We start from the raw sequence: 26,796 nt of genomic DNA on the forward strand, positions 1-26,796 counted from the left end.
GCGCAATAGCACAGTAGCTGGGATACTACCCTTTCACCGAACCAACGGTCAAACCGCGGACGAAGAATCTTTGGAAAAAGGGAAATACCACAAGCATCGGACCCGCAGCAAGCACACACATCGCCATGCGAGCACTGAGCGAAGGAACTACCATACCAGGCTTCACGAGTCCATATTGGATGGCCTCCGCACTATTTAAGAATTCCATATTCCGTAGAACTCGGATCAGCAGGTATTGAAGCTTCAGCATATCCTTGCTATCGACATACAACAGAGTCAGCCACCAATCGTTCCAATACTGTAGAACGAAGAACAGTCCGACCGTTGCCAGTGCAGGCAACGATAAAGGCAGCACGAGTTGAATGAAAATTCGCGTCTCGCCCGCTCCATCCATTTTGGCTGATTCAAAGAGAGCGTTCGGTAGCGCTTGCAGAAAACCTTTCATAAGCAGAACAAACCATCCACTGATCAAATAAGGCACAATCAGAGCCAAAATATTGTTCTGCAGACCTAGCCATTTGGAAATTAGGATGTAAGAAGGTACGAGCCCTCCCTTAAAAAGCATCGTGAAGAAAATGAGAAAAGCGAGAATCCCTCGGTACGCATAGTCATGCCGTGAGATGGCAAACGCATAGGAAGTCGTCACCCACAGACCGACAATTGTTCCAATCAACGTGGTTACAATGGTAACTACATACGAATTCAACAACTGCTTCGGCTCGACCAAGATTACCCGATAGGCATCCAGATTAAACTCATTAGGAATGATTGAATAGCCGTTCTGAACAATACTGTTCTCGGACTGAAATGAAGTCGCCACAATAACGAGAAAGGGGTAGAGACATGCCACGCAGACCACGATAAAAATGACATGAATCCATGTTTGTGTGACTGCACTCGTATTTCGTAAAGCCATAGGTTTGCTCATAGTTCATGCTCCTTAGAATAGCGCATTTTCCGCATTGACTCGGCGAACGATGAAGTTCGTCATTAGAACCAATACGAAGCCGACAATGGATTGGAAGAATCCCGCAGCAGACGACATACCGATATCCCCCATATCAATCAATGATCTGTATACGAATGTATCAAGGACGTCCGTAGTCGGATAGAGTAACGTCGAGTTTAACGTGACATTGTAGAACAATCCGAAATCACTGTAGAACATACTTCCGATATGTAGAATCGTTAACATAATGATCATCGGTTTGAGCATCGGTATGGAAATGGAGATCACCTGACGCAATCGGCTTGCGCCATCGATCTTGGCCGCTTCGAAATATTCAGCATCAATTCCCATTAGCGATGCGTAGTAAATGACTGATCCGTAGCCTAACCCCTTCCATACGGCAGCAGCAACAAGGAGTACTGGCCAATACTTCGGTTCGTTGTACCACATGATCGGATCCTTGCCCAAGGCCGTCAACACTTGGTTGAAAACACCATAATCCATATCGAGCAACGCTTTAAAAGCAAACCCTGCCACAACCCAGGAGATAAAATAGGGAACAAACATAATCGTCTGATACACTTTGACAAATTTACGGTTTAGTTCAAACAACAGCAGCGCAAAGCCAACAGAGAAAAACGTTCCGAGCACTATAAAAACCAAATTGTAGAGAATCGTATTTCTTAACACTCGAATTAGAACGTTACCATTAAACAAGAAATCAAAGTTTCGCAATCCCACCCAAGGGCTATTCCAGATCCCTAGATCGAATTGATACTGCTTAAACGGCAACAGTAATCCATACAATGGCACATAATCCAAAATAATAATGAGTATGAGCCCTGGCAAAGCCAGTAAGGATAACCCGCTATTTTTTCTAAAAATCTTAATTGCTCTTTGCATTCGTTCTCACCTCCTACTTGGTTGCCATGTCGCGATTCACAATCAAATCGTAGTTAAAATTGGTGGGATTGTATATTGCAACCTAGGAAAAACTCTTCAAAATCATGCACAAACAGCTGAAAATACAGACTGTGATTGAAGTAAAAGTCTTGTTTTTGGAGCAGTAGATTATTTTAGTAAATTATGGTATATTTACTCCCGTTGCAAAACTTACATAACGGTTGTGAAGCACACGCCGCTTTTCCAAGTTCAGCTCATGCTGGCTCGGGAGGCGGCTTATTTATTTCCAGGGGGCATAGTTCATGAAAATACCGTTTATCAGCTTATATGATACCTATGTCGACAAACATCTTAAGTTACGCACTGGCGAACGGCACCGTCGACTCCTTGAAGGGCTTGGGCACGCAGAGAAACTATTTCTTGAGAAAGTTTGGTTTCCTGCATTTGACCATTTTGAGTTTCTTCATCCTGAGTATGAAGTAAAGGATTTCCGCGATGGCACACGTTTCATCGACTTCGCATTCATACGGCAATCCCTCAAACTTGCCATTGAAATTGATGGCTTTACAACACATGTACAATTAAGCCGTTCTCAATTTGCTGATCAGCTAATCCGCCAGAACCACCTCACCCTAGACGGTTGGAAAATACTACGGTTTACCTATGACGATCTCAAAGATCGCCCACGTATGTGTATACAAATGCTCCAACAATTCATGGGCCGATTCCTTGGTGTTGCTCAAGCTGCATCTATTCCGATGAATGCTCTTGAGAAAGAAATCATTCGATTAGCTCTTTCTAATGATTCACCAATCAAACCATTACACGTTAGTAAACTGCTCGAAATCAGTAATCGGAAGTCATGTCTTATGCTCAAAAGCATGTGCAAAAAGTCCCTTCTCCAGCCTGCAGGAAAAGGAACGTCTTGTGTACGTAGTTACAAATTACATGATTATGCGTTAGGTATTTGGGAAGCTAATCATCATGTGATTTGAAGTCACGAGTTGATTTTACTTTCTCGAGTGCAGTTTTCGGCGGCTCAGAGTGAATGTGAGGATGTTGTGCTTCTGAGACTGCTGTTTTCGACCGCTTGCGTTGGCTTTTCGTTTCTTCGGCTAGTTTGTTTCGCTGAGCGTGCATTTTTCGGCGGCTTGGAGTGAACGTGAGGATGTTGTGCCTCTGAGACGGCTATTTTCGACCGCTCGCGTTGGCTTTTCGTCTCTTTGACTAATTTGTTTCGCTGAGCGTGCAGTTTTCGACGGCTCGGAGTGATTGTGAGGATGATGCGCTTCTGAGACGGCTGTTTTCGACCTCTCGCGTTGGCTTTTCGTTTCTTTGGCTAGTTTGTTTAGCTGAGCGTGCATTTTTCGGCGGCTCGGGGTGAACATGAGGATGATACGCTTCTGAGACTGCTATTTTCGACCGCTCACGTTGGCGTTTCGTCTCATTGACTTGTTTGTTTAGCTGAGCGTGCATTTTTTGGCGGCTAAGAGTGACGTGAGGATGATGTGCGTATGAGACTGCTATTCTCGACCGCTCACGTTGGCATTTCGTCACTTTGACTAGTTTGTTGCGCTGAGCGTGCATTTTTCGGCGCCTCAGAGTGAACGTGAGGATGATGCACTTCTGAGACTGCTATTTTCGACTGCTCACGTTGGCGTTTCGTCTCTTTACTAGTTTGTTTCTCTGAGCGTACATTTTTCGGAGGCTCGGAGTGAACATGAGGATGATGCGCGTATGAGACTGCTATTTTCGAACGCTCACGTTGGCGTTTCGTCTCATATGTAGTTGACGGGGAGCGGGTTGGTTAAGGCGCCCAGCACTTTCAACCGCTGCTTTCACATCGTGCACAGCACATCTAGCCACGCCAGAGGAGGCAATGCACGAAAAAAGACAGAGCGTTAGCCCTGCCTGATTCGCATTTATTTAACTTTTGCCGAACGACACATTAATCCGCTTGATACAGCTTAACTGTCTTCTTCTGTAGGGCGTATTCCCGTGGCGTAACGTGGAACCTTTTCTTAAATAAGCTGAAGAAATAACTTTCGTTCACAAAACCGACCTGTTCCACAATTTCACGCACACTGATTTGTTGATCGACCAGCAGCTCAGCAGCTTTCTCCATCCGCAATTTATTTATATAGTCCGGAATGGAGATATCCATCGACTCTCGGAAGATTTTACTTAGTTGCCTTGCAGAGATTTTCATGGTTGCAGCAATGGAAGGCAGGTTGAGCGATAGATCGCGATAATTCAGATGGATATATTCTTTTATGGCATCGACAATGTAATAATTGTGTTCATTATGCTTGTCAGTACGGTCGTTCGCCATGGCATCCTTCAAAGCAGTCTGTAGCAGATCTCGAATCTCTTCGATGGTTTCCTTCTCGAGGAGGTTCCGACTGATTGCGGAGATCGCCGATGACAAATTCGATGTTGCTGAAAACTTCGTTTCCACGAGTGTATCTTTCACTAAATCCACGAATCGAATCACCGAAACTAAGGCATTATTATAGCTCAAAGCTCCAATCTCGTTGAAAATTTGTTCCAAATGTTCGCCTGTAAGTGAAGCATTTCCTGCTTTCAAAGCGTGCAGAAAAGTCTCCTCCAGGTTGCGATCATAGCTCATTTGCTTATTCTCACTATTTCGCTTAATCAGATCGGACGTGATGATGCTGGAATGACCAAGAATAAAGCGGTACATCGCTTGGTTCAACGATTGATTATACAAGTTAGCTAATTCGTTCAATGCATATACCGTGTCACTCACCATGCAAGAAAATGTGACTTTAAAGTACTGAAAGACATTTTCTTGCACTTCCTGCATTAACGTGTGAATGGTGTGTAAGTAAGCTTGCTCCTCTTCTGGAATGCGAACGATTAACACCACTTGATCATCCATCATATCTAGTCCTTCGTTCGGATATACCCGTCCAACGATTTCAGAAGCGATGTTGCTGATGGCATAACGGATGGTTTCCTGATCTTTGGCATGAAAGTTTTGTTTGAAATCTTTGTATTTGTCAATTTTCAAAATAAGCAGGGCATACGGGCCTTCCAGTGGAAGCACGATGCGCATTTCTGCAAATATAGGCTTCAGCTCGGAACTGCTAAGTGTCAAACCGTCACTTATAATCCGGTTCAACCAATAGTTTTTCATCACATTTTGATACCGAAACTTCTCTTGATTAAAATGCTCCAGCTTCACCATCGATTGTTTATACACGGTTCCTAGATAATTAATTTCATCGATCGTGTCGACCTCTTCCAATTGCGAGTGACCCAATCGGTCCGACATAATCGTGTGAACCAATTTATCGAATGGCTTGTAAATTCTGCGTGAAATACTGAATGACAGGATCAACGCAAGAACAACAAAGATAAGTGTAATGAGTACGATGGTAGTTTTCAGCCGCTCAATGGATTGAAACACCTGATTAACAGGCTGAGTTTTGATCAGTGTTAAGCCTGTTTCTTTCTCGATCACATACGTAACGTAAAGCTTTTCCCCCTCATACTTACTTTGGAAAAATCCATTTTTTTGAGCATCCACATGCGATGTGGCGTATTTCATATATTCATTTTTCAACCACATTTTATATTCGACTTGATCGTTGTTGCTTTCAAGGAATTCACCAGCATCATCCAGCACATACACCCGATCGCCCTTTTTAGGATCAATGGAATTGATCTTTACGATATTATTAATGAGCCACTCGGGTTTGACATTGACGACAACGACCCCATCAGGTTTCGGGTTATTAATCGATGAACTATAAATAAAATACGAGAATACCCGCTCTGGCACCGTTTTCCCGTTCACCAGATTTTGGATATTGCGAATGACGGGTTTCAAAATAGGCAGCATTTGATTAGCATTATAAAAGCCATCTACAAAAGGATCTTTGAAGAAAATGGAACTTCCCACATTATAAAATTGATCTAGATTGCGGTTATAGATACTGACCGAATGGATATATGGATTCGCAGTCACCAAGGAAGTTACAACTGTATTCAATCGGGTGGCGACATCAGCCATATTTTCCGTTTTTGCATACATAATCGAAGCCACATCACCATTTACAAATAGAAATTTGCTAAGGTTTTGGATAGATTCATCCATCACGTCCATATTGTATTCGATCTGATACAAAATTTTCTGATTGGACGAAGACTCATTCCGAAGTAACAGCTTCTGCGTACTTATGTATTCAACCAGAGAAAGAACAAGGACTAGCAGCAGCACCGCCGCGCTAATCCACAATACCATTCTTGCAAAATACGTTTTGGTTCCAAACCATTTTCGCTTCATCAAAATGGCCTTAACCTCCTCGTGTATCCATTAGGTTGATGTAACCGATATGTTCCTGCTACACGTCAATTCCGAGTCGTTTCAATCTCTCCAGACTGATGGCTACACTATCAAATGGATTCCGATCAAAGCAGAAATCCTGCTCCACCGCTCCCCATTCCACGCCAATTTCTCGGCAAGCTGCTAAGATTCCGGCAAAATTCATATTCCCCTCACCGATTTCGGCAACACGCTGCTCTCGGTTATGCGTCACTAACATATCCTTCAAATGAACAACTTTCATCCGTCCATTGAATTTGCGAATCCATTCAACCGGGTCCGCTCCGCCTGCTTGTGCCCAATAGACGTCCAGCTCGAAGTGAAAGGCTTGACTGTCCGAGTTCTCTCTTAAGATGTCCATGCCCGTTTGACCTTCAAATTTGGCAAATTCAAAATCATGATTATGATAGATAAACGTCAATCCCGCTTGTTGCAGCTTTTTCCCAATCTCAGAAGCTTCTCTGGCGAATGCCGCGTAACCTTCTCCGCTACCTTTATATTCGTTAGGTAATCCACCAATTCCTACATACGTACAATCCCAAATGTGATGTTGTTCAATTACGCTATCGATCCGATTAACCAAGTCCGCATAGCTGATATGCGTTGCGCATATTTTCAGACCTTCACGATCGGTCATTTCTTTCAATTCCTTGTGTCCGATCGGTCCCATTCCCGAAATTTGGACGGCATTGTACCCAATTTCCTTTACTTTTTTGAGCGTAGATGCAATATCGTTTGGCGTCTTGAGGTAATCACGAAGCGTATATAATTGTGCTGCAACTTTCATGTCCTTCACCGCTTTCTATTAATTGTGTATATAATGAAATCAATTCTCTACTAAAATAATAGGCCCTTTCGATAATCCAAAAGGCACGATCGTGTAGTCATCACGCCATAAACTCGCTTGCCCTGTCAGCCTGCAATCGTACCAATCGACTTCGCCAGTTCCCCGATACGTCCAGCTCGTCTGGCCAGTGAAGCTTTCTGGACTGACCTTAGTTAGTTCACCACCAATATGGTGATGAGGGCCCAGCATATTACGAAGAGAGTTAGCTAATGTGAGTTGCAAATGATTTTCACCCGCTTGTATAGCTTCTGTCACTTCAAACCTCCAAGGACTGCTGGCGATGGTTCCCAACATTTGGCCGTTCAATTCCGCTGTAAGCGTTATCACATCGGCCCTAGGGAAGGCGAAAAAATATCGCTTGTCGGTCTTCTTTACTGGCAAAGAGAAGCTGCATGAGAGATGAAATTCGCCTGCATAGAAAGGATAGCCTTCAATCGCTAAGTCACCTTTGAACGTCTCTCGTTCTGCCGTCATTACAAAATTAGTAAGCCAGTGAACACGAGGGGTTTCTTGATCTGCCACTTCAGAACTTTCAGCCTCAATACCGAAGTCTCCCGCCACATAGATGCTTTCGATTTCCGTTCCATATCTTAAAACCGCCTGACTGCTATCTAAAATAGGAGCGATGTAATGTAGCATGAGCGTGATGCGATTGGCACCTATCTCTAGGCTATCCGTGATGTTTATTTTACGAAATGAAGCATCTCGATACGATTCGCAATCTTGAATAGGAATGGTTCGTCCATTTACGGCTATGCACTCATACATTTCAGGCTGCTCTACAATAAGAAAGTCTTGTAAGGGGAGAACGGCCACCTCACATGCATAGGCTAGTATAAGCGAGCCGTTATACCCTGTATCCGTAAAGCGCTCATGAATCCCAATGACAGGTTCCAGTTCGCTGTAAGTTTCACCCTCATCGGTTGAATATCTAGCATAATCGAGTGTGAGCAAATTCGGATCTTGACGAATTCCTTTCCATGGCCCTTCCAATGTCAGGATAGGATCGAGTTTCCCTGGCAAATGATAATCGCCTGAAATCGTTGCTCCTCGCGATGCCTCGCCCGTTGTTACGATGAAGGAATGAGCGGGCTCGAGTCTCACATGGAACTTCCCCTCTTCGTCCGCTTTAAGATGATGAGCATGACCAGTTTCAGGATCCCACAGCAGCGCACTTTCAACTGTTTCTTGTAGCTTAAACGCATAATCGATCTCCTGTGCACGGGAAAGGTTAATGAAGTAAACCAGGCTACCACCCTCTAAAGTTCTATGCTGTGTCCATATGGAAGAGACCTCTTCGCCGAACAAACGAATCAATGGTGCAACCGCTTGGGCGAGCGCTGTTTCTAACTGATCCTCTTGAATAGGAATGGCATACGATTTCAGCTTATCCAGGGTAGCCGTATCCTCCTCTCCATCCACATAGGTCGGATATCCACCAACTGTGAGAACTTTACCACCGTTCTGCGTAAAAGCTTCGAGTAAGGTGAGCGTCGATGGTCGGATGGTGCTCATATAAGGCAGCAAGACGATCTTGTAGTGCATTTGGCCAACCTGCAACTGATCCCCCTCGATCTTGCCAATGTCTTGAAGAATTTGTTCATCGCCCAAATCATAATCTCGATGAATTCCCATTAACTGCTCTAGGAGCGTAATGAATTGGGTGTCGCGTTCATTGATGCTAATCGTACTTACCGCATTAATGGAAACAACATCCGCCCCTGGAAGTTCCATGATACAGCTCTCCAGCGGGTGCAAGACCAGCAGCTCGGGTGCAAATTCCCCTAGAGCCGTTACGTAGCAAATCCGCGCCATGTAATCTTCCACCAGCTTATTGTCTTTCCAGTAAGGTTGCTGCGGTGAAATCGTAGGCGGATAATCGCGCTTCCTGCAGCCCTTCATGCTATATAAAGCGAGATGCGGGCAAAAGTGATTGATACCAAGCACAGCGTGCCAGCCAGCGATCCATTTGCGGTCTTCAAAGCTCATATTTTGACCACTGATGCCAAACAATTCAGAGAGCCTGCGCGTCATCCCGTACTGATTGGCGACGCTAGTCAGGCTTTTGGCGGCAATTAGCCCGCCATCAATCCGTAAACCCAAGTGATCAATGCCAGGTTGTTGCATATGACGATACTGAATCATCATATTACCAACATTCAAAATAATGGAACCAAAAGAGTTCTCCCCATTAAAATGACCCGTCCACGTCAATCCCGCCTCCGCACAATATTCGCCAATCTGGCGGCTAAAGCTGTTTTCTAACAGAGCAGATAGGCTCCGATAGTAGTCTAGTCTAACTTTCCTGTACGCACCTGTGTTGTCAAAAAGGGATTGCACGTGCTCCAATATGTCATAGCCATGCTGGCCTTGGAAAAATTCCCTCAACCAAGGCGAGTAGCTGATCATCCCCTGATGGGGAAAGCTGACAGCTCTTGGACTGATCTGGGGTTCATCTGTGAAAATCCCTTTGGCCGTATGCCCAAGATAGGCTTTGTATTTCTCAGCGTAGGGCGCGTAAGAGCAATCGATAAATGACTTTACCATCTCCGGATTCATTAAATCGACCCAACAGGTGCCGTTGTACCACGCATTGCCTAGCGCATCTTTGCAGCTTACATAGATATAGGAATCATCCTCTTGTAACCATTCACAGTTAGGGGGAAGCTCTGTCCCTTTGACCAGTCTAATTAGTGATCTCGCATGATAATCCGAACTTAGGTTAGGAACAATCCCGCCCGCAAAACCGGAAGGCCATTTCTCCTCGTCATAAAACCAAGCCTCAATCCCCAGCTCCTCACACAGTTCACAGGCAGCTTGGATCGCAGCCCACCATTCTTCTCCCAAATATTCCGTCATTAACCCTGTTCGACTATGGAGGTATACCCCTCCAAATCCACCTTCAGCAAACTGCTGCAGTTGTTTTTTTATTTCAGCGGGTTCCAATCGGTCGTTTAAAGACCAGAACGGAATCGAACGGAATTGAGCGGGAGGATTCTGAAACGCCTCAAAATTAATTTCCATTGCGTCTGACATTGCGCTACCTCCTGAGTTGAACCTTGCCCGTAAAGGTGAACCTTCTATTTACCTCTACAGTTATTCTAGGAGGCGCAATTCACAAAGTAAATTGCAATATAGGTAATTCTCTTGGATATGCGACATGCTGCGAAGGTGTATAAATAAAAAACGGTTAAGGCAGGATCAAACTCCCACCTTAACCGTTTTATGTTCATTACAACTCTAGAACTTCTAAATTAATTTGTGTGCGTCCCAAAATATTGAAAATTCCCTTTCGGATACTCAATCCATTGGAAAGGAAGATACGTACTAACTCCTCCACCGAACTAGCCACTTCTTTAACACCAGAATGCCCACTGAGCAAAAGCAGTATATTGAAAAGCATCAGGCATTTGCCAAAATTAGTGAAAAAACTCGCGCAAAAAAGTAAAAATCAGAAAACAGGTCTCTAGACCTATTTTCTGATTTCGCTTTATCAATTCTTATTTGTAATCAATTAATTAAATTCTTTCACCTTACTTATGTAATTCGACAGAAACAATCTAAGCATGAGCCCTCTCTTCATGCCAAAAATCTCCATTTTTCTATCTTGCATGTATCTCACAACATCCGCTTACAACAGTCCCATCCGCCCATTCTAAATAATACGTATACTCTGCTGAAGCGGTTAATCGGACACTGCGTTCCTCAACGTCATACACCAGTTCAGCGAGATGATTCACAGAGTCTAAATGAAGCTTGAAGTACTTCGTGTACACATACCCGCCCACTAGAAGTTTACCCTGTAACGGAAGCTGAATTGGCCTCGGGTGGTCGCTCCTATTTCGCTCTGATTCTACTTTCACTCGGAGTGACTGTTCGGGTCGAATATGCGCTAGATGTCCTTGATCTCCGACACCTGCAAGCTCATCATAACGAACGAGCTGCTCTTTGTTCAATTGCTGCATCTTCTCTATATAATTACGAGAGTGAGTGACAGGCACTCGAATATCCCCATCACCATGGGTGATGTAGATCGGAGTATGCACATTCATAGCCAAGTGCAAGCCACTTCTTGCCTGGTATCGCTCCATATCTTCTTGCGGCGTGCAGCCAATCCAGACATCCATCTCGTCGCGAAATTCTCCTATTTGATCTTGTTCGTACCAAACAGCGTAATCAGACATCCCGTACAAGGCCGACGCTGCTGCAAATAGATCAGGAAACTTGGCTACGGTAGCTAGTACATTACCGCCGCCACCACTTCCGCCTTCCAAGTAAGTAGGCTCCTCAGCGAGCAGCCAGTCTTTGTACACTTGACGAACGAACTGGACGGCATCGTAGATATCAATCAGCTCGAACCCATTACAATCTGCGTTCCCTTGGGAGAAGGCACGCCCACGCATATCCACTTGTACAATCAAATACGAGCTTTCATTAGGGGTATCACGCCGTTGCGGCTTCGGCATACTCATATGCCAGCCGTGCAATTGAATAAGCAGTAGACCCGGATTCTCCGGTTTGATCACATTCATTCCGAGTCGAATTCCTGGAGTAACCGAAGAAGGATATAATCGAAAATCCTGATACGGCGAATAGGCTTCTGTCAAACCTTCCATCTTATCTAATCGTTCGGAGTCCTCGTACTGTGCAAACATGCAGCCACCTCATTTTAATTAAAGTAACACATCATCACACTCTGCTATTCGACACGAGGTAAGTCTTCCCCTTTGGCATGCCTGATACAATAAAATGTGTCTATATAAATAAAGCAAAAGCCGTCCTAAAGTAGAAGAATCTACTTATGGGACAGCCTCATATTCATTCCATTATCATGCCAGAACTATTTACCGCTTTATTTGTCTGAATGAAACCCGTATAACCGCCAGGGCTTGTGTCCGCCGAAGTAGCGCACAACCTTGTCCCTTCCTCCGACCGGACTTACATGGAAATCAGGAACCTCTTCACCTGGGTAGAGAAAAGCCTCTTCACCCTTCTTCAACTCCAGTGATAGTTCATCATGGATAACCATTTCACCAGACACTCGCTCTGTTCCGTCTACGCCGATGATGTTCCATCGAATCCGTCCATGCCAGCCCGTCTTAATCAGACATGCTTCTCCAGCCAAGCTCTTCACCCTGATCCACTGTGTGGCACCATCCTTGCGGACAGCGCTGACCAAGAAGGCGCCTTCCCCTCGTAAGTCATGGAAGGCCAGTTCTGTCCATGCTTCCGGCACAGCTGGAAATACCCGCAGCTTACCGCCCCAGCTCTGAAGCAGCATATCCTGGATCGATTCCGCACCGGCCAGCGGCGTTTCGATCACCGGTCCCGCTTCCTTGTACATCGTATTCGGCTTGATGATGAGCAGCAGCGACTGCAGAAGCCGCATCGCCTCATCTCCCCATCCAAGTACTGCGGCAATCGAGGCCGCTCCGGTCATACTGAAGCCACGCAAATCGCCTTCTTTCGCCAGCCAATGACGCAGAGAAGTTGCGATTAAAGCACGCTCTTCCTCCGTTTCTCCGCTGATTAGATGCAGCGGGAAAATCGCCAGCAAGTGACTAAAGTGACGATGCCCGTAAGCAAGTGGCATTTCGCGCCCCACCATAAAGCCAGTCTCATCGACAGGCAAGGGGACCAAACGCGCCAGAATGTCTTCCCATTTCGGATTGAGTGGTTCGCTAATGCTCAACCTCTTGCATATCGCAAGCAAGGTCTCACAGCCCCAGCGCAGCAAGGAAAGATCATAATGACAGTCCGGCACCGTTGTCCGCATGAATGAGCCATATTCGGGAGATATTGTCGGAGGCAGATGCAAGCATCCGTCTTCTCCCTCCTCCAGCAGATGGATATAATAATTCACACTCCGCTTGAGAATCGGAAATAACACTTCCTCCAACATGCCATCATCCATGGTATATCGGTAGTGCCGCCACACGTTATGACAAATCCACGTTAAATTGCCAATCTCATCCTCTACATTCGTCTGCAAGTCGAAGCTGCAGCTTCGTCCTAAACCAGCTGAATCGTGCTGGAAAGGTTCTGGCACATTGCGAATCAGCTGATGTCTATTCGCATGCAGAGAATGAACAAGAGATTCCCCCATCTCCAAACGATTAGCCGTATAAACCGGTGAATAACTCATCTGTACATTCATATTGAACCAGACACCTGGCCAAGGCGTCGATGTCAGCCAAGGACCTTGATTATCAATCAAGGGTTTGTCTACTCGCGTAGCTGAAGCCAACTTATACATTTGTATCCAGTAAAAGCTTTCCAATCGTCCATCCGGCAGCGAAACGAAGCTTTGCTGGTAATAGCGGTGCCACCAATCCCTATGTGCTTGCACCCATTCTTCGAAATTCGCTGCTGAAGCCTGCGCTACCGCCTCTACAGCTTCAGCCTTTGTCGCTTCACTATGCCCCCGTGCAATGGACAGCCAGCAGATACGCCGATTCGGTGAAACCTGCACGTCCTTCCAAGCGGTTACGCAGCCATCTTCGCCCGAATACCGCTGGGTACACACGCGGATGCCATCCTCATCTTCCGTATAGGCTACTTCCGTCTGCGGCACATATTGATTTAAATTCACGCCGTCTGCGTTCTTCAGAACAGGATCGACTTCTGGAAAAGGGTACCATGCAAACCGAGCACCATTTTCTCCATCTGTCGTCTCGATCTCTATGGCGATCACCGGATCAAGACTGTGGACGAGTGAGCGCAGCTTGACCTCTCCGCTTGTTGTCGTCAGCGTAGCCTGCAGTTCAGCGTTCCATAAGCTAATGCGCATCTGTGTGGGATGATAGATCTTCCCTTCCAATTCCAGATCCAGCTCACCAAGCTGAACGCGGGGCGGGAATCCTGGTTTATCCATACGGATGGCCGTGACATCCGTGCGTCCGGTCACCATGCGAAGCACATTTCGCTTACTCGCATGCTCCTCGCCATAAACCATCGTGCCGAGCAAGCCATTGCCGAGGAAAGCTCCTTCGTCCCAGCTAACAGGCTTAACTACCCATTCCATATCGTTATTGGCCATGTAGGCTTCCCAATCGACCTCTAGTTTAACCGCTGAGCTGTTTACTTCTTTCACGCAAAGATCCCTCCTCTATCCTTTGACGGCTCCGATCAGAGCACCTTTCACAAAGTATTTCTGTAAAAATGGATATACGAACAAAATCGGAACCGTCGCAACGATGATCGTCGCATACTTCAAGGTAGCGGCAAGCATGGCGGCATCGTCATCGGAAGCGCCTGAATTGGCATTGGTTTCCCCTTGCAGCAAAATCCCCCGCAGCACTAGCTGTAATGGATAAAGCGAACGCTCCTGCAGGAAAATCATCGCATTAAACCAGGAATTCCAATGGCCAACGCCGTAATACAGCAGCATGACAGCGATAACGGGCATCGAGAGCGGGAGCACAATCCGAAAGAGAATGACGAAGTCGTTCGCTCCATCTATTTTGGCCGATTCCTCAAGTGCATCTGGAATCGCTTCGAATGCCGTCTTCATTAGAATCAGATTAAACGTATTAATGGCAGTTGGAATAATAAGCGACCATAAGGAATCGATTAATCCCACACCTTTGACCGTCAAGTAAAGGGGGATCAACCCGCCACTAAAGAACATTGTAAAAATGATAAACAACATAAGCGGCTTGCGGTACTGCAAGCTCTTTCGCGAGAGCGCGTAAGCCCCGAACGCAGTGAGCGTAATGTTCAGCACCAAGCCCGCTAGTACGACAAACAGCGTATTGCCGTAGCCTCTTACAATCATCGGATTGCGGAATACATTCGTATAAGCATCAAGCGAGAAACCGAGGGGACGCCATAACATGCCCGTATAGCCCATCAAGCTTCCTGCGTCACTAACCGAAGCAAACAGCACATAAATAAGTGGATATACGGTAAGCAGCATCATTAAAATCAGCAGCAAAACATTGAACGTATCAAAACATATTTCTGAAAAGCTCCTCTTGTTTACCATCCTCACGCACACTCCTTTACCACAAGCTTGTATCGTTGAATTTGCGGCTCAACCAGTTGGAGGAAATGAGCAAGGCAAAGTTGATGACCGAGTTAAACAAGCCCACCGCTGAACTGTAACTATAATTGAAGTCCTGCAGACCAACGCGGTACACATAGGAAGAAATGACATCTGCCGTTTCATAAGTACCCGGATTGTACAGCAAAATGATTTTCTCAAAACCGACATTCATCATTTTACCTATGTCGAGAATAAGCAAAATAATGATGATGGGCATAATCCCCGGTAACGTGACGTGCGTCATTTGTTTCCAGCGGCCAGCGCCATCGATTCTAGCTGCCTCGTACTGTTCTTGATCAATTCCGGTTAAAGCCGCCAAGAAAATAATCGTCCCCCATCCGATATTTTGCCAGATCCCGGAAGTCACATAGACAGAACGGAACAGACTTGGTTCTAGCAAGAACGTCGAGCGTTCCCCTCCGAAAAAGGCAATGATATCGTTGATAACTCCATCGCTGGTTGTAAAATCTTTCAATATCCCGCAAATGACAATCAAAGAAATAAAATGCGGCATGTAAGTAACGGTCTGGACCAATCTTTTAAACATAGCATGTCTTAATTCGTTCAGTAAAAGGGCCAAAATAATAGGCGCCGGGAATCCGAACAACAACTGGTAGAAGCTGATCAGAACCGTATTCTTAATCGTACGCCAGAAGTAGGCTCCGTTGAAAAAATTAATAAAATGCTCGAACCCAACCCAGTCGCTCCCCCAAATACCGATCCTTGGAGAGTAATCCTTGAAAGCGATCAAGGCGCCATACATCGGCGCATAATGAAAGACGACATAATACAGCAGAACAGGCAGCAACATTACATAAAGCAGTTTGTTTTTACGTATATCCAGCAATAACCCGAAACGAAATACTTTTCGTTTGTCTTCAATGGCTGTAACTGGCTTCGTTTTGGAAATCATGGTGTTCATCGCATCACCTTCTCCTGCCACGGCCCTATTCTTGCGGAAGATCGGAACAATACGCTCCTACTCCCGCAAGATTTTGCCGTAAACTAATTATCGCTTATTGTATCGATCTAGAGCTTGTTGATAAATTTGGGTCACCTTGTCGATCCCCATTTCATTAATCCGTTTGACATAGTCATCGAATTTGCTGATCGGCTCTTTGCCCATGACAAATTTCACGAACATTTCTTCTTTATAGCTCGTAATCGCTGTACTCAATTTTGCCAGCTCTTTGCTTTCTTCTGTTGTCGGCGTCAAGAAAGGAGGCATCACATGCTTAGCAGCGTCCGTTTGCTCCCAAATCTTGACAGCGTCATCTTGCTCTTTGTACGTATTGAAGCTCTTCCGGCTGTCACCCAAGAACGGACCGTTTGGCTTCGTATACTGGGATACCATTTGCTGCAGGCTGAATTTCGGATCTTTGGTGATTTTATCAGTAAACGTAGGCACGCCATTGTTCATCGTATAACTTTCGCCTTCAATACCGAAGTTGAAGAGTAATGCGCCCTTCTCGCCAAACGCATAATCCATCCACTTGACAGCCAGCTCCGCATGTTTGGAATCCCCTGCAACAGCTTTACTTACAGCTGGGTTGTATTTAAAGTCACGTTGACCGATGAAAGCACGTTCGCCTTTGTTCAACGTCGGGTATGGAGCAGCCACTAGCTGGTAGTTCGGGTTCGTCTTCTTGCCCGTATCCATCCATTTACCCACAGCGCTGAGTAGGCCAACTGTCGCTCCGGAAGCGTTGCTCAGTAATTTCGTATCCTGCGATTTGGAATCTGTATTCAACGCGAAATCCTTATCCAGCAAACCTTCCGCATACCATTTGTTCAGCAGAGTCAAAGCATCTTTGAATTGAGGGTCGATCGGCCCGTATTTCACCTTGCCTTGATCATCAACGTAGAAACGGTTGGCTGTTTTATAAGCGCCAATGAAAGCATCCTGAATATTCAATTCATTGCTGTATTGAGCGGTCAAAGCTGCGGAAGCTCCTTTTTTCTCCTTAAACGCTTTCAATACGGTGTACCATTCATCAATTGTTGTAGGCACTTTGAGGTTCATCTCATCCAGCCAGTCTTTGCGAAGCATCGGTCCGCGGAAAACCAGGCCATTGTCCGGACGAATCATTGGAAAAGCGTAGTAGGTGCCGTTGTCCGTTTTAATCATTTTGTCCAGTTCTTTATCCTGTTGCAACAGCTTCTTCAAATTAGGTGCATTCTTATCGATCAAGTCGTTAAGAGGAAGGATGACCTTGTCGGCAATCGCCTTCTCCGGTCCACCTGGATACGCAGCCGTTCCGCCGCCGCCCCAATTATATTCAATCACATCCGGTAGATTGTTCGAAGCGATCAGCAAGTTGAATTGTTCCTTCGATTGACCGTCAGCAGGATGCGTATACTTGACCTTAACGCCGGTTTCGCTCTCCAATCGCTTGCCAAATGGGGAATCGCCAAGGTTAGGAAATAACGTTGTCAAGTTCGGGTTAATTTGCTCCCAAGATGTTAGTGTTTCTTGCGTAGCAATTGGATATTTGCCTGCTGCGGCAGTTGGTGCTGTCGTTGTAGTAGCTCCCGTTTCACTTGGAGACTTCGTTGCCTCTTTGGAACATGCGGCGAACATACTGGAAGCGACCACAACGCTTAGTGCCAGGCTAATGGATTTTCTTTTTGAACGACTGCTCATGTGGAATCCCCCTCATATTTTCTAGTGCGATTGATTTCGTTGTAGCACTGTAACTTCAGTATGGCTGGTAAAGCACCCTTTTGAATATCGTCAAAACTGCAAATCCCTATTTAAAATCCATAGAAAGCAATCATCAGAATCCAAAATCACTGTGCAAAAAATGAAAAGTCGCGCAAGCAAGCTTGTACGACTCCATGTCAAACAGTAACGTATCACTTTAGTTCTTTATATTTCCCTGGCGTAATGCCCTCAAATTTCTTGAAGGTTCGATTAAACGTATTGATATCCGCATACCCAACTTTCCGGGCAATCTCCATAATGGAGAGCGATTGTTCGCTTAGCAGCTTCTTGGCCTCTTCCAACCGTGTTCGACTAATAAAATCAAGCAGTGCATCCCCGGTTTGTGCCTTAAATTGTTTGGATAAATAAGAAGGTGTGATTCCGAACTTCTCTCCAATCATCGAAATGTTTAAATTATCTTCCGCGTAATTGGCTTTCACAAATGAAATTACAAGCTCGCCAAGCGGACTGTAATCCTGTTTACGCTCAGCTTGGATGGACTGGCAGACCTGCTCAAGAATCGAGAGGATTTCCCCTTTCATTTCTTTCATCGTTTCGCAGCCGAAAAGTCGTTCCACAGGATGAAACTGTTCGATAAAGGACGCTTTATTGCTTTGCGAGCCGATTTCATTCATCGTTTTCAACATCGTGCTAGCCAAATCAAACATGAGACACTTGCCGAGTGGGACGGACAACACCGCATTAGATGCATTTGTTTCTATAATTTGCTCAATGATGGAGCTCGACTTCTCATAATCGCCTGTTTTGACAAAATTAATTAATTGCTGCTCCACATGCAACGGGTAATAATAATTTCCGGCCTGGTGGGCAGCTTCGGAACTCGGTAATTCATCGTATCGAATGATCGCTCCGCCTCCTATAACAAGTCGATAAGCCATCGCCGACAGCGCTTCTTGATAGGCCCCGGCAATCCCGAACAACTCGGTATGAATTCCGCTAATCGACACTGTCAAATGGACATGGAAATGGTCAAGCAAGAACAATTTCACCTGTTCAGCAACCTGCCGCAGGTCCTCGGGGTCCTGCCCCATGCCGAAATTAAAAATACAAGCCTGCATATCATCAATTTCAGTTACGTAACCTCGATGCTGGCTGCCGATTACTTCTTCTACAACATTCATCAGGATGAACTGCATCAACTTCACCTTTTGCGGATCAACGGTGACATCGTCCTGGAACTTGCCAAAATGATCGATATGGAATAAGAGTACTGCAAAATGATCGGAAGACAATCGAATATCGTGCGCTGAGAGCGATTCATGTACAGGAATATCCTGTTCCAGGTTCCCCTTTAGAAGCCCCTGCAGAAAATGCGAACGAATGGCATCGCGGTGCTGATGCAAACGGCGATCAACCTGCTCTTTCTCGGCGAATGTATTGTTGAGCGCATCTTGCAGGAAGCCGTACTCATTCGTGCCCTCGGCAAATGAAATCCCTGCTTTCATTGAGAAGCTGCGGATGAGAAGATTAATCGGATTGTAATTTTTGCGTAGGAACAAGAACGTGACCACCCCGCCTAGCAGAAGGCTGAGCAAAATGCTAGCATAAACAAGCCTTTTCATATATCTCATCTTGTCATCAAAGCGCTCAGCAGGAATCATCGACATGTATTTCCAGCCTGTCCTAGCTGACGTGGTATAGGATACAGCAACCTGTTCCCCGGCTACATCCCCATAGAAGAGTCCATTTTCACCAGTAAATTTGTCATAGGTAAGAAATTGCGGCCTTTGCTCAAGACCACTAGAAGCAACTAGTCGGTTTTCTTTATCCAGCAACGCCACAGATGTCGCTTCAGATGGCGGAAGATTGGCAAGCAGTTTCGTATCTTTCATTACAAATAGGAGCACCGCTCCTGGCTGATCGCGATTCGCCAATGAAACGGATTTGGCAAATAAAACAGCTTTGTACGAATTGTCATTCTCTTTCATCGTCACTGGCATATAGGTCTGGACATAGCGAGCGTCTAGAAACGACTTCCATGCGTCATAACCTCTCAAGGTTTGTCCGTCTAACATCTGAAACAATTGGCGGCCATCCGTCCGATTACGGGTCGATATAACCGTATCACTATTTTTGTAATACAGATAAATTTGTTCTATGAACTCATTCGCTGTCTGATACACCCGCAAATCATTCGAAATGGTGACTAAATCGTAATAATCGTTATCCGAAAGCGGCAGTGAGGTATTGATAAACGCATTTACCTGTTTATTGAGGGATATTTCCAGACTTAATCGCTCAATACCTCCCAAACTGTTATCTATCGCCAATTCCATCTGCTTCAATGCGTTCGTGTTGGCACGATTTACTTCCGATTCGACCACATGCCAGGAAGCCGCGTAAAGAATTCCGCTGATGATGATTGGGACGAGCAGCACGGAAATATAAGAAGTAAACCAAGTAAACATTACGCTGCGTTTATTAAACCGGATCCGATTAAACTTCATTAGCACTAACCCCTTATCCCCATTTGTAACTGTTTTCATATATTATAGCGAAAATAGAGGAACTCGTCTCGGTTTTAAGTCCCTCATATCCAAAGCAGCGGCTGCTTAATGGCCATATTCCGCCTCAGTTCATCTTCTTTCGGTTTTTGATCTAATTTATGCCATAAGGCCATTAGCCTATCAGAATCATAAGCCAACCCTGCAAGCAGTAAAAATGACATAGCTACAGGCCATTGCGCATCATATTCGACATCTCGGCCATAGGGCCAAGTTTGCTTATTTTCTATATAGGGTAATAAAAAGTTGATCCCTTTCTCTATCCCTCTGCCATCCGACAGTTGAAATTCCCACAAATTATCGTTAGGTGTGGAAAGAAGATGCGTAAGCGTAACGAAATTATCGAGAGTAAAAAGGGAGTAGGCATACGGCTTCGTACGGGACAATTCCCGTGGAAAACTGCCATCTGCAGCCATCTGCTCGACCAGTAGTTTGGTCTTGTATTGTTCTCTGCACCAATCCAACATCGGTTGTTGACCGGTTAACCGCGCGAATGCGGCCGCCTGCACATACCAGCATACCCCATGATTGTTTGGTTCGTTTCTCTCTTCTACCCCTTGTGGATGCTCATTCATCCATTTCAAGTAATCTGCGAACCATACGGAAACATTTTGTAGGACGAGAGAATCTGCTAAGGACATAGGACTACGTTGTAGAATCTGAACAGCTGCTGCCACATCAATCAAATGCAGCGTATCAATTACACCGATCCCTCTCCCGTCGCATACGCCAGGCACAGCTTGCGCGTAAAGCAGATGCGGATTCATTCGTGTGCTCTCATTGACAAAGAATGCGTCTAGCAGCCGAACCGCGTGGGACGCGTAATGCGGCTCACCTGTTATCCGAAATGCGGCAGCCAGACAAGCAACACGAGATCGCATTCGGCGAAGGAGGATCCGATGTGCATGAAAATTATTTGGATTACTCTCGCCATCACGGCGTACATACGGCAATCCATCTGGCGTATCGGGATTTGGCCACCAATAATCGCCGTTTGAATAATAGTCATGAGCATTTCCCGGGCTATGCAGAGCTCTCTCATCCGTAATCTGTACAGGAAAAGTCGTCAGGTAGGCATCAGCCTGTTGGATTATCGCTGTCAGATCAACATATAAACTCCAATGTTCTTTAATTATTTGGCCAAAATGTTCCATCTTTAAATTCTCCCTTCATATATGCAAACAAAGCACTAAATGCAGCAGGCCAGGTCCCAAAAAAAACGGGATGCCAGGCCTACTGCATATGATCTACCCTTTATGTGTAATTGTGCATGAGATATGAGATTAAAATGGTGTTATCGATCCAATAACCGCATAATAATCGTTACCGCTTCCGCTCTCGTTGCTCCAGCTAACGGCTCGAACATATTTTGCTCACGTCCAGTTACTAGCCCTAGGGAAACAGCTTGCGAAATGGCTGGCAATGCCCAAGCTGGAATTTGGGAAATGTCGCTAAATGACACTTGAGATGAAACTCCCCCTTGTTGATTATAAGCCCTTATTAGCATAGCAACCATTTCTGTTCGGTTGATCGGTTTATTAGGCCGCAAAGACTCGTCTTCATAGCCTTGCAGAATGCCCGCTTTCAGCGCTGCCCCCAATTCGCCGACTGCCCAGGCTGGTATGTCTGCCCCATCGGCAAACTTAGTTGCTGACGTTTCGGCCTTCAAACCAAGAGCTCGAACCAGCATAGCAGCAAATTGCATTCTCGTCATGGGCTCGTCAGGTTTGAAGCTGCCATCTGCGTAACCGTTCACGATGCCTTTGGCAGCTGCGCGAGAGATAACCTCCGACGCCCAGTGATTCGGCACATCAGCGAATGATTGCTGTTTGGACGGATCTGTAGGAATTACAGGCGGTTTGCTCGGTTCCGGTATTGGCTTCGGCGTTGGTGTTGGTACAGGCACCGGGGTAGACCCAGATGTGGATCCCGATGAAGATGAACCACTTGCCGGTGGACGCTGAGCCAGTATCGTGTATGTTTTATGTGCACCAGAAGGCATTGTCACATCCAACAGAACTACACTGCCGTTAACAGCAATGGCGAGTGGTCTGCTCTCGCTGCCGCTGAGAACGGACTGCAGCGTTCCGCCGTCTACGCTCACATGAATTGCCGCCCCCTGACCGATGGAAGTCGGCGTCAAAGTCAAGCTGTTGATCCCCGTTGGGACCATCACCGTGTAGTAAGTGATCTCCGAACTGAATGCCGGTGAGATCGTCAGATTCGAACTGATTTGAAGGCCGCTTAAAGCCGGCTTCTCCTCTTCCACCGGCACGTTCCGTCCTGCAGTTGGCCCAACATCGGCCGATGTTAGCGGCCGTTGTGTCAGCTCGCCTACAGGTACATATTCATCCGCACCGACGTCAACGGTATTGGTCCGTCTTTGACCGTCCATATCATCCCTCGGCAGGTATGGGCCTTGGGCTGCATCGATCGCTGGACTTAATGGCGATAAGCGGATCAATCCGTCGATGCCACGAACCAGCTTCAAATCACCTTTGTACGTGGCGTTTACAACAGTCGCAGCTGCTGACACAGCCGCAAGGCCATCAGTCATGTTGCCGGCATAGGTCGGTCTGCCATCAACCGTAATTTTACTGGTCTCATTAAATATGGTTCCCGCATTGCTGAAGATCACATTATTATACACTTGCGTCCCAGTCGGCTCGAATGTCCGTTTGTCCATTTTCAGCGCGGAAGCTTTGCTGGCTAAATTAACAATCGTATTATTAAAAATCTGTACGTTATATTGCCGCCAATGTCCGCGAAGCAATTCCGTCTGTCTTTCCTCTGACAAGCTCCGGAGTGGAGCCACCTCATTCACGCCGATCCCCCAGTGGATCATCGGATTCGCGCTGCCATCCGGTCCCGCATCCTCCGTGCCGCCATCAACTGTAATGGCATCGTCAGTCAAGCCTTCCATGTAATTGTTATATATTTGATGATCATTCCCATAAATACGGAATCCACTGGTACCTTCTTTTTTCCCGTCTGCAATAATAAAGTTACCATAGAAGCTGTTACGATGACCATGCCGAGCCACCAAGCCTCCAAAGGAATTCAGAATCGTGTTGTACCGAATCGTATTGTCGCTGCTTTTCACCGACACGATCTCATCTTCGCCGTTCAAACCATCGAATAGGTTGTATTGCACAGTCACATGCCCAGGTACCAGAGACAATCCCGAAAGTCCGAGACGAATCGCTTCCATCCCATTGGAGACCCTTGGACCCATATCGTGGAAATAATTGTACTCAATCACGTCGTATTGCGAAACCATATCTTTGCCATCGTACGTAATTGCAGCGCCAAAGCCGGTCTTCGGTCCAATATCGTTGTAAGCAATCCGGTTATGACTGCCGTTGCCCTCTACTCGGATATAGTGCCGATCCGTCCCACCATCCGTTTGCAGCGTAGAGCCCGGTGTATGCGACGTTTCTCCTGTATAGACGGCGTTGTTGGCGTTATATTCGCTGCCATAACGGCAGCTGTTCTCCACACCGATGACGCACCAGATGATCTTATTCACACCGTTCTCAGTTTTTGAGAAACGGTATCTCTGCCCCGTTTCATCCAAAGCAAACGTGTTGCGCAGGATGGAGACATTGTTAGTGTCATACAGTTCTACACCAGGGTGTAACCCTTTCAAAGTGCCTAAAAAATTTATGTCAACAATACCTCGACTTTTCAACGAATCTTCGCTATTCTCCGACCCGCCGCCGGAGTGGAACGTAAGCCCTTCCACGCTGACGTAGCTGGCATTGTGGATATACATATAGCTGTCCCCAGCGATAATCGCCTTCCCTTGCTCCACAGCCACCACCCGAATCGGTTGCGCAGCCGTTCCGTGCTTATCCTTCATGATGAATGCCCCTTGCTGCTCATAGGTACCATTCTGCAATTCAATTGTCGTCCCTGGCGTAGCTTGATCGAGCGCAGCCTGCAACTCGCTTGCGGTATTCACACGAACAACTTGAACTGGCGGAAGCGGATCTACCGGTTTATCCCCCGCTTGCGGCGGCCCAGTTGGCCCTGTTGGCTCGTTCACTTCCGGAGGTGTTCCCGTGTATAGTTCAACTTCGGTTATACTATTCCAACTGCTTGAGCTTCCTGACGCATTATTGCCATACCCAACTAACCTCAAGTAGCGATAAGCTGCTGGCTGACTAAATACATAAGGCTGTAAAATGCTTTCGCCAGCGCGCAGTGACCGGCTAAGTCGCTTGGGCAACAGAACCGTCGATTGCTGGAAATCCGCCTGATTCGAGCCTAAAATTTCAAAGGAGGACAGACGATCGACCGCATTCAGAAAAGCAATGTTCATATACGTCACTGTCTCCGACTGCCCCATATCGAACTGCAGCCACTCCCCTTGCCCCGAAGCCGACCAACGCACATCGCCATCCCAGATCCCGTCCACGACATTGGCCGGAATATTCGTTGTGTTCGGTTGGTACGAACTGCCGGTCACCGTGGTAGCGTTCATCGGAATACGGCCGTTCGTTCCTTTGGCCGACAACCGATACGCTTGCAAGGCATATGTATTCATCGAGCTGCCGCTGGATGAGTTCACCTTTATTTTATTAATTCCAGGCGTCATGGCAATCTGGTTCATATCGCCCACCGGCTGGTTCGTCACCGCATTGTTCGTCAGCGTCGCATCCACGGAAATCCCTGCGTCCGCTTGCGGATTCAAGCGGATCGTATCGGCATCCTCAGGAACTGTTACCTCATAACCGTCTAGCTTGGTCGGTGAGAAAGAGGGTGTCATCCCCAGATGCTGACTGCCCGCCCAAACGTCCAAGGCAGATAGCTGAATGTCTGGCAATTTCTCTGCAAAGGTAAAATACGAACCATTGGCAAGCGTCGCATCCGCTGCATAGTACGTTTCCCCATGCAGGTTAACCTGGGTTAAAGGCAGAGACACGGCATCGCTGAAATCACCGCTGCTGCTCGTTAACAAAAGCCCGCCTGACGGAAGCATCCCTAGCGGAAATGCGACCTGCACAGCGCCAACATTACCGGTGTTCTGAGCCTTCCAAATTCGTGTCGATCGCTTAAAGCCTGTGCCGTAAGGAATAGAAGGCGCCGTGCTCTTATTATCTCCCCAGAGCAGATACTGTTTATCGCTGAGCGATTGTTTTGCGCTGATGATGATTTGCGATGCTGTCGGATCTTCACTGCTTCGGCTCGTATCCAGAGCTAACGCGCCATCCTCGTCCTTGGCAATTCCCGCTACATTATTGTTAAATGCCGCGTTAAGCGTGGACGGCCATACTACTTGCGGAGACACCCCTGCCGAAACGTAATCCTTCCCTTTCAGCGGCGTTCCGAATTTGAGGGCCATATATGTTTGTACTTGCTGATGCTGCATAGCTGTCAGCGCATCATTAAATACAATCAACTCGCCTAGTTGTCCGTCGTAACCGGAACCACCGCTGAGTGCAGAGCCAATTGTCATCGGATTGCTCCCGACTCCTTTCATCGGAAGACGTGAAGATGTTGAAGTCGCATACGATTGACCGTCAAGCGTAACGGATTGGTAGACGTTTCCTGTCACTGGCTGCGAATCAAATTGAAACCCCCAACTGTTATATTGACGAAGAGGGACGCTATACCCTGTTGTAAGACGTGGATTGCTACCCGAGGCGAGATCACCCGCATCCCACAAAATTTGGGTGTTAGGATTAGAGTAGAAAGGAAGGTACGCCCCCAATTTCCCTTTCCCTTGTAACGTTTCATAGAAAATTTGTGAAGACTTATTCGTTTCCGACAATCCGCCGGCCGTCACATACACACTTGCACGATCTACGACTTCATCTTGTGCGAACAGCCCGTCACCGTCTACTAATATACTGCCGGTGCCTGCTCGGATAAATTGCACCGAAGGCTGGAAATTCAGCGACGGATTTGCTGCCACATATTTAGGCTTCGTCCGGGGACTAGAAGTCCCAACTGTCCCATCATTGATAAAATTATTCCCTTTCGGACTGCTGTCCTTCCAAACGGTCACTTCCCCGCTCCCATTCACGGTCATACTAGCCGGATCTGCTTTTAACCATAATTTCAGCAAGCTCTCATCTACGCCCCCCGGCGTTCCTGCCACAGTACTATCGGCATGCGCTTTGGAGAACCCTGCAGGTAGTCCCGCTAAAGTTAAAGCGCTTGCAAGCAACAAGCTGGCTATCCGTTTTGCATATAAGCTTGATCCTTTCTTCAATTCACCATCACCTCTTCGTTAGGATTGCGCTCTTCGGCAACAGGGCTGATTAGCGTACAAGCAATTACACTCATCATATGGAAACCCTTACAAATAGGAAATCGTCAAAACCCAAACTCATCATCAAAAACTGGAATGGCACTGATCAATATGTAGACTGTACCTGCAAATTAGGGAATCTATGTATTCTGTCTCCCTATTTAATTAAGTTTCCCGGGTTTTAAAATAAGGTATGTATTTCGATATATTG

The 26,796-nt window shown here is 46.4% G+C and carries 14 protein-coding genes; 1 reads left to right on the plus strand and 13 read right to left on the minus strand.

What is annotated here, in order from left to right:
* Nucleotides 1-25: 25 nt before the first annotated feature.
* Nucleotides 26-928, minus strand: coding sequence for a carbohydrate ABC transporter permease (locus tag L6I86_RS00870; RefSeq protein ID WP_236284028.1), 903 nt, complete (start codon nt 926-928; stop codon nt 26-28).
* A gap of 12 nt (nt 929-940) precedes the next feature.
* A complete protein-coding gene (locus L6I86_RS00875; RefSeq protein WP_236284029.1) occupies nt 941-1,852 on the minus strand; it encodes an ABC transporter permease in 912 nt (303 codons plus the stop codon).
* A 302-nt stretch (nt 1,853-2,154) separates the two neighbouring features.
* Between L6I86_RS00875 and L6I86_RS00880 the strand changes: the two genes are divergently transcribed.
* Nucleotides 2,155-2,847: an endonuclease domain-containing protein gene (locus tag L6I86_RS00880; protein WP_236284030.1), complete on the plus strand. Its 693-nt coding sequence runs from the start codon at nt 2,155-2,157 to the stop codon at nt 2,845-2,847.
* Between the two features lie 953 nt (nt 2,848-3,800).
* Here L6I86_RS00880 and L6I86_RS00885 read toward each other — a convergent pair.
* The 11 genes from L6I86_RS00885 to L6I86_RS00935 form a co-directional block, all read right to left on the minus strand.
* Nucleotides 3,801-6,164: an AraC family transcriptional regulator gene (locus L6I86_RS00885; protein WP_236284031.1), complete on the minus strand. Its 2,364-nt coding sequence runs from the start codon at nt 6,162-6,164 to the stop codon at nt 3,801-3,803.
* Between the two features lie 58 nt (nt 6,165-6,222).
* Entirely contained in the window at nt 6,223-6,990 is a 768-nt protein-coding gene (locus L6I86_RS00890; RefSeq protein WP_236284032.1) for a sugar phosphate isomerase/epimerase family protein, read from the minus strand.
* Nucleotides 6,991-7,029: 39 nt separating this feature from the next.
* On the minus strand, nt 7,030-10,086 hold the full coding sequence (locus L6I86_RS00895; protein ID WP_236284033.1) for a glycosyl hydrolase family 2 protein: 3,057 nt from the start codon (nt 10,084-10,086) through the stop codon (nt 7,030-7,032).
* A 566-nt stretch (nt 10,087-10,652) separates the two neighbouring features.
* Nucleotides 10,653-11,705 carry an alpha/beta hydrolase family protein gene (locus L6I86_RS00900; RefSeq protein WP_236284034.1) on the minus strand — a complete coding sequence of 351 codons (1,053 nt, stop codon included), beginning with the start codon at nt 11,703-11,705 and terminating at the stop codon, nt 10,653-10,655.
* Nucleotides 11,706-11,902: 197 nt separating this feature from the next.
* Nucleotides 11,903-14,143, minus strand: a complete 2,241-nt coding sequence (locus tag L6I86_RS00905; protein WP_236284035.1) for a glycosyl hydrolase family 95 catalytic domain-containing protein — start codon at nt 14,141-14,143, stop codon at nt 11,903-11,905.
* Between the two features lie 15 nt (nt 14,144-14,158).
* Nucleotides 14,159-15,037 carry a carbohydrate ABC transporter permease gene (locus L6I86_RS00910; RefSeq protein ID WP_236284036.1) on the minus strand — a complete coding sequence of 293 codons (879 nt, stop codon included), beginning with the start codon at nt 15,035-15,037 and terminating at the stop codon, nt 14,159-14,161.
* A 16-nt stretch (nt 15,038-15,053) separates the two neighbouring features.
* On the minus strand, nt 15,054-16,019 hold the full coding sequence (locus tag L6I86_RS00915; protein ID WP_420851822.1) for an ABC transporter permease: 966 nt from the start codon (nt 16,017-16,019) through the stop codon (nt 15,054-15,056).
* Nucleotides 16,020-16,106: 87 nt separating this feature from the next.
* Complete coding sequence (locus L6I86_RS00920; protein ID WP_236284037.1) at nt 16,107-17,741, minus strand: type 2 periplasmic-binding domain-containing protein; 1,635 nt, start codon at nt 17,739-17,741, stop codon at nt 16,107-16,109.
* Nucleotides 17,742-17,953: 212 nt separating this feature from the next.
* Nucleotides 17,954-20,269: a helix-turn-helix domain-containing protein gene (locus L6I86_RS00925; protein WP_236284038.1), complete on the minus strand. Its 2,316-nt coding sequence runs from the start codon at nt 20,267-20,269 to the stop codon at nt 17,954-17,956.
* 83 nt (nt 20,270-20,352) lie between these two features.
* On the minus strand, nt 20,353-21,480 hold the full coding sequence (locus tag L6I86_RS00930) for an alginate lyase family protein (RefSeq protein ID WP_236284039.1): 1,128 nt from the start codon (nt 21,478-21,480) through the stop codon (nt 20,353-20,355).
* A 140-nt stretch (nt 21,481-21,620) separates the two neighbouring features.
* A complete protein-coding gene (locus tag L6I86_RS00935) occupies nt 21,621-26,546 on the minus strand; it encodes an S-layer homology domain-containing protein (protein ID WP_236284040.1) in 4,926 nt (1,641 codons plus the stop codon).
* Nucleotides 26,547-26,796: the final 250 nt, after the last annotated feature.

The organism is Paenibacillus allorhizoplanae (assembly GCF_927798215.1).
GTDB classification, from domain to species: Bacteria; Bacillota; Bacilli; order Paenibacillales; family NBRC-103111; genus Paenibacillus_E; species Paenibacillus_E allorhizoplanae.

Bases quoted from the DNA above. Each gene is read 5' to 3' on its own strand.
- L6I86_RS00925 (WP_236284038.1), bottom strand. From the start codon at position 20,269: ATGAAGTTTAATCGGATCCGGTTTAATAAACGCAGCGTAATGTTTACT.
- L6I86_RS00895 (WP_236284033.1), bottom strand. From the start codon at position 10,086: ATGTCAGACGCAATGGAAATTAATTTTGAGGCGTTTCAGAATCCTCCC.
- L6I86_RS00915 (WP_420851822.1), bottom strand. From the start codon at position 16,019: ATGAACACCATGATTTCCAAAACGAAGCCAGTTACAGCCATTGAAGAC.
- L6I86_RS00875 (WP_236284029.1), bottom strand. From the start codon at position 1,852: ATGCAAAGAGCAATTAAGATTTTTAGAAAAAATAGCGGGTTATCCTTA.
- L6I86_RS00890 (WP_236284032.1), bottom strand. From the start codon at position 6,990: ATGAAAGTTGCAGCACAATTATATACGCTTCGTGATTACCTCAAGACG.
- L6I86_RS00920 (WP_236284037.1), bottom strand. From the start codon at position 17,741: ATGAGCAGTCGTTCAAAAAGAAAATCCATTAGCCTGGCACTAAGCGTT.
- L6I86_RS00880 (WP_236284030.1), top strand. From the start codon at position 2,155: ATGAAAATACCGTTTATCAGCTTATATGATACCTATGTCGACAAACAT.
- L6I86_RS00870 (WP_236284028.1), bottom strand. From the start codon at position 928: ATGAGCAAACCTATGGCTTTACGAAATACGAGTGCAGTCACACAAACA.
- L6I86_RS00930 (WP_236284039.1), bottom strand. From the start codon at position 21,480: ATGGAACATTTTGGCCAAATAATTAAAGAACATTGGAGTTTATATGTT.
- L6I86_RS00900 (WP_236284034.1), bottom strand. From the start codon at position 11,705: ATGTTTGCACAGTACGAGGACTCCGAACGATTAGATAAGATGGAAGGT.
- L6I86_RS00885 (WP_236284031.1), bottom strand. From the start codon at position 6,164: ATGAAGCGAAAATGGTTTGGAACCAAAACGTATTTTGCAAGAATGGTA.
- L6I86_RS00910 (WP_236284036.1), bottom strand. From the start codon at position 15,037: ATGGTAAACAAGAGGAGCTTTTCAGAAATATGTTTTGATACGTTCAAT.